The sequence below is a fragment of the Cellvibrio sp. genome, from assembly GCF_053579595.1.
Genome location: NZ_JBRFPI010000369.1, coordinates 1 through 4442 on the forward strand (window position 1 = coordinate 1; position 4442 = coordinate 4442).

At 47.5% G+C, this 4442-nt stretch carries 5 protein-coding genes; 3 read left to right on the forward strand and 2 right to left on the reverse strand.

The window, feature by feature from the left end; genetic code table 11:
• The 3 genes from ACWA6V_RS17840 to ACWA6V_RS17850 form a co-directional block, all read left to right on the forward strand.
• A partial coding sequence (locus tag ACWA6V_RS17840) for a hypothetical protein (RefSeq protein WP_449523761.1) occupies window positions 1-846 on the forward strand: 846 nt, incomplete at its 5' end.
• A 140-nt stretch (window positions 847-986) separates the two neighbouring features.
• Window positions 987-2039, forward strand: coding sequence for a purine nucleoside permease (locus ACWA6V_RS17845; protein WP_449523762.1), 1053 nt, complete (start codon window positions 987-989; stop codon window positions 2037-2039).
• A 55-nt stretch (window positions 2040-2094) separates the two neighbouring features.
• Entirely contained in the window at window positions 2095-3177 is a 1083-nt protein-coding gene (locus tag ACWA6V_RS17850) for a nucleoside hydrolase (protein ID WP_449523763.1), read from the forward strand.
• Window positions 3178-3242: 65 nt separating this feature from the next.
• Here the strand turns inward: ACWA6V_RS17850 and ACWA6V_RS17855 are convergent, their stop codons facing one another.
• The gene (locus ACWA6V_RS17855) at window positions 3243-3824 is read right to left on the reverse strand and encodes a phosphoribosyltransferase (RefSeq protein ID WP_310072979.1); all 582 of its coding nucleotides are present in this window, start codon (window positions 3822-3824) and stop codon (window positions 3243-3245) included.
• Window positions 3825-3886: 62 nt separating this feature from the next.
• Window positions 3887-4442, reverse strand: a 556-nt coding sequence (locus tag ACWA6V_RS17860) for a M20/M25/M40 family metallo-hydrolase (RefSeq protein ID WP_449523764.1), incomplete at its 5' end; no start/stop codon positions are given.

The following is a 4442-nucleotide window of genomic DNA, read 5'->3' on the forward strand; positions in this document are numbered from 1 at the left end:
GAAGAAAAATTATCCCTCCCGGAATTAAAAGCTGCAGCGACATTGCAACTTATAGGCGCGCCGATAATTGGCTCAACCACCGACTCAAAAGCACTGACTGAATTTATCGCCAATTACCATCAGCCAGATCCCGCATATCTCGGGCAACTCAACGAAAGTTCACTTTATCAGCGCATTGAAACCCACTGGAAAACACAAAGTGCAGCCAAGCCTTCGGCATTTGCATTGGAGTTGCGGCAGTTAATCGGTCAGGGCATTGCAACCGGCTATAACCTGGTCACCACATCTTGGCCGCTGTTTGAGGCGGATCGGCATATTATTTATGGCCATAGCGATATTGATCACGCGCAACAACTGCTTGCACTCCTTGCGAGTGAAGGCCTGCAAGCGCGCGTGGGTTTCTCGCGCAAAACCTCAGCATTTTTATATCGCGATGATTGGGGCACACTGAGCCAATCGCTGATTGACTTGGGCAATGGTCGCCGCTTGGTTGAAGCGAGCGAATACGATCTGCATTTTGAATTCCCTACAGCGGCCGATAAAACACAATTTGTCGCCGCGATTGATCGCTACGCTAAAAAAGATTCCGCCAACCAAACCGGATTAATTCGCAGCGCCTGGTGGCAACCTTTTTATCGCAGCAAAAATGCCGCTGAGGGTTTTGCCAGCGCAACACAAATTGCCGTGAGTAATGGCAAAGAAACTGCACTTCTTCTGGCGTTGCCTAATCAAGCGCCCGCATTGGTAAAAGCGATTCAACAATTAGATCCCACCTGGTCAGTTTCACCTGAAGCCATTTGGGTCAATCTTGCGTTTCATCGCTATCTGCAAGGTGGCTATAAATAGGCGAACGACCAACTAACATAACTTTTCACAGTTTGCTGTCCGAATGGTCAATTATTTGCATACCAAAAGCATCTGCGCTTTATCGTCAATCGGTTAAAAGATGCAGTAATAAATATTGAATGCAATTAATTGAGGTAGCTATGTTGAATTTTGTTCGCAGTGCTTTTGCAATATTCGCCAGCTTGTTGCTGGCACTCAGCGCCAGCGCTGCTATTCCGGTGAAAGTGGTAGTGGTGAGCATGTTTGAAAACGGTGAAGTCACTGGTGATAAAGCTGGTGAATACCAACTCTGGATTGAACGCCAAAAGCTCGATAAAAAATTCGCTTTTCCACTCGGCGCTTACGACTTGCACATGAATGATGCAGGCGTGCTCGCCATTTGCACCGGCGGAGGCGTTACCAATGCAACTTCATCGATTATGGCGCTGGGCATGGACCCGCGTTTTGATTTATCCAAAGCCTATTGGGTAATTGCGGGCATTGGCGGTGGCGATCCACTCGACGTTTCACTCGGCACCGGTGTCTGGGCCAAACATGTTGTCGATGGCGATTTACTCTATGAAATTGATGGCCGTGAAATTCCCAAAGAATGGAAATACGGTTTAATTCCACTCGGCGCCAAAGAACCGAATCAGGAAGCAACAGGCTGGACTGTCGATACCATTGTGTACACCCTGAACCCAACCCTCGTTGATTGGGCTTATCAAATTACCAAAGATTTTCCCGTTGCTGACACTCCTGCGATGAAATCATTTCGTGCGCAATACAAAGGTTTTCCGCAAGCGCAGCGCGAGCCCTTTGTCACCATCGGTGATACTCTCGGCTCCAGCACTTATTGGCACGGCGAATTATTAAATACCTGGGCGAATGATTGGATGCATTTACACGCGGGTAAAAAAAGTAATTTCATGACGACCAATATGGAAGATAACGGCAGCCTCACCGCGCTGCACCGTTTAGCCAAAGCAAAATTAGTGGACACCAAGCGCGTATTGGTGTTGCGCACCGTGAGCAATTACAGTTTTCCTCCACCGGGAAAAACAGCTGCATGGAGCACAACTGCGCCCTACCCTGACGATGGCTTGCCTGCGATTGAAGCGGCTTATGGTTTGGGTAATCGCGTTGTGCAGGAATTGTTGCGCGGTTGGGACAAATACCAAACATCTATTCCATCAGCAACTTCCGCAAAATAATTTTTCCCGCTGCACTTGTCAATAACGAGTGCAGCGGCTAACTCGCGTGAACATCATGATGAATAAAATTTTATTGTTTACCCTGTTATTCAGCACAAGTATTTTTGCTCAAGCCAAGCCCGTGATTTTCGATAATGATATGGCGATAGATGACTGGGCGGCGCTGCTGTATTTGTTGCATCACCCCAAAGCCGATGTGATTGCTGTGACCATTTCAGCGAGCGGCGAATCGCGCTGCAAACCCGGCCTCGCTAATACCAATTCACTCCTGGACCTACCCGGCAATATCAAAAAAGATATTCCCGTCGCCTGCGGTGATGCCTGTCCACTCGATGGCTATTTTGTTTTTCCGGAAGCCTGGCGTAAGGATTCGGATACACTTTCGGGAGTACCGATCAAAACCAGTTCGCGCATTGCAAGCGATAAACACGCCGCCGATATTATTCACGCAGCACTCACTAACGCAAAAGAACCCGTCACGCTGATCGCCACTGGCCCGCTGACCAATATTGCGCAATGGCTGGAGCGCTACCCGAATGACAAAGACCAGATTGATCAACTGGTGATTATGGGTGGCACTGTAGATGCGCCGGGCAATATTATTGTGCCACTATTTACCAAGGGGCACCCCAACAATACCGCCGAATGGAATATTTTTGTTGATCCGTTGGCGGCAGATAAAGTCTTTGCGGCAGGTTTACCGATTGTATTGGTCGGTTTGGATATCACCAATTCTGTACGCGTCACCACCAAAGTGGCCGCCGATTTTAAACAAGCGGTGAAAACCGATTCCGCGAAATTTTGGGATGCGGTGCTGGATAAAAATGATTGGTTTATTGCCAGCAACGAATATTATTTTTGGGATACCTTGGCGGTAATGATCGCCGTTGAACCGGAGTTATGCGAGGGTGATAGGCAATCGCTGCGGGTGGATTACAAAACCACATCCACTCCCTGGCAACAAACCACCGACAACAGCATGCCCAACAAACGCTGGGATGGAAAAGCACGATCGCATTTGGATGCAAAAACAGCGGGGACTTTAGTGAAGGATGAACGCTATCCAGAAATAAAAGTGTGTAGAAAAACCAATCCCGATAAAATTTTTAAAGAGTTTAGAGAAATTTTGAATAGATAGATTTTTTGCGAACCAGTGCTTCATCATCGAAGCACTGGGTAAGATTCAACGGCGGATTAAAATAACTACTCAGTAAATTTACTCGCATCACTCGCCCGCGCCAGCGTGTCGGCAATTTCACTACCTTTACCCTGTAAGATTTCCTGCGGTGTCAATCCGCATAATTCGTGCGGAAACACCAACCAGCGGTCGGTGGCGTGCACGTAAAAATCCGGTTTTAGATCTGTAACGTTGCGTGTTGGTTTGTACCAGGGGCAGGCAACCTTAATGACATTGGGAGTGTTGCGGCGCGACTTGCGTTTGATCTCGTCAATAATCGCTTGAATAGAGCGGCCGGAATCAAATACGTCATCGACAATTAACAGTTCCTGATCGGCATCGACATTTTTAATAATGTAATCCAAACCGTGTACGCGGATATCTTTGCTCTGCTTGTCTATGCCGTAGTAGGACGAGGTACGGATGGCAATATGATCAGTGGAGATACCCATGTATTCCAGATATTCCTGCACCGCAATACCCACTGGAGAGCCGCCGCGCCAGACGCCGACAATAAAGTGTGGGCGAAAGCCGCGCTGGTAAATTTGTTCGCCCAACTTGAATGAATCGAGCAATAATTCATTGGCGGTAATGAAATGTTTATCCATTGTTTTTACCTGTAGCAGTTATCGAGCATTTTTATATTAAAAGTTTTTACTTCGAATAATAGTTATTGAGCAAGTTTTTGTAGTGTATTAGCGAGCGCATCAATTGCTAAAGCGACATCTTCCACTGTGACAGATTCATCGGGATGGTGACTTACACCACCTTTGCAGCGCACAAAATACATTGCAACATCGCAAATATCGGCGATCGCCATGGCATCGTGACCGGCGCCGCTCATCAATTTATAGGGATTTAAATTCATATCGCACAAGACTGATGCTTGCAGTGATTGCATCCAATCGGCGCAGACGACGGCGGGCGCATTATGAATTTCATTCCAGCTAGCAGTGAGATTTCTTTCGATACAAATTAAATCCAATTCGTGCTGAATTTTTGCGAGTGCTTGGTCGCGCAGTTGATCGTCGCCTGAGCGAATATCAATCGTGAATTTGGCGTGGCCGGGAATGACATTAACAGCACCGGGGCCGCATTCAATTTTTCCGACGGTGGCGACAACATTAAATTCTTTGGCAATATCTTCTACGAGCACAATACCGAGTGCAGCACCGACGAGTGCGTCTTTACGCATGGGCATGGGGACTGTGCCAGCGTGTCCGGCA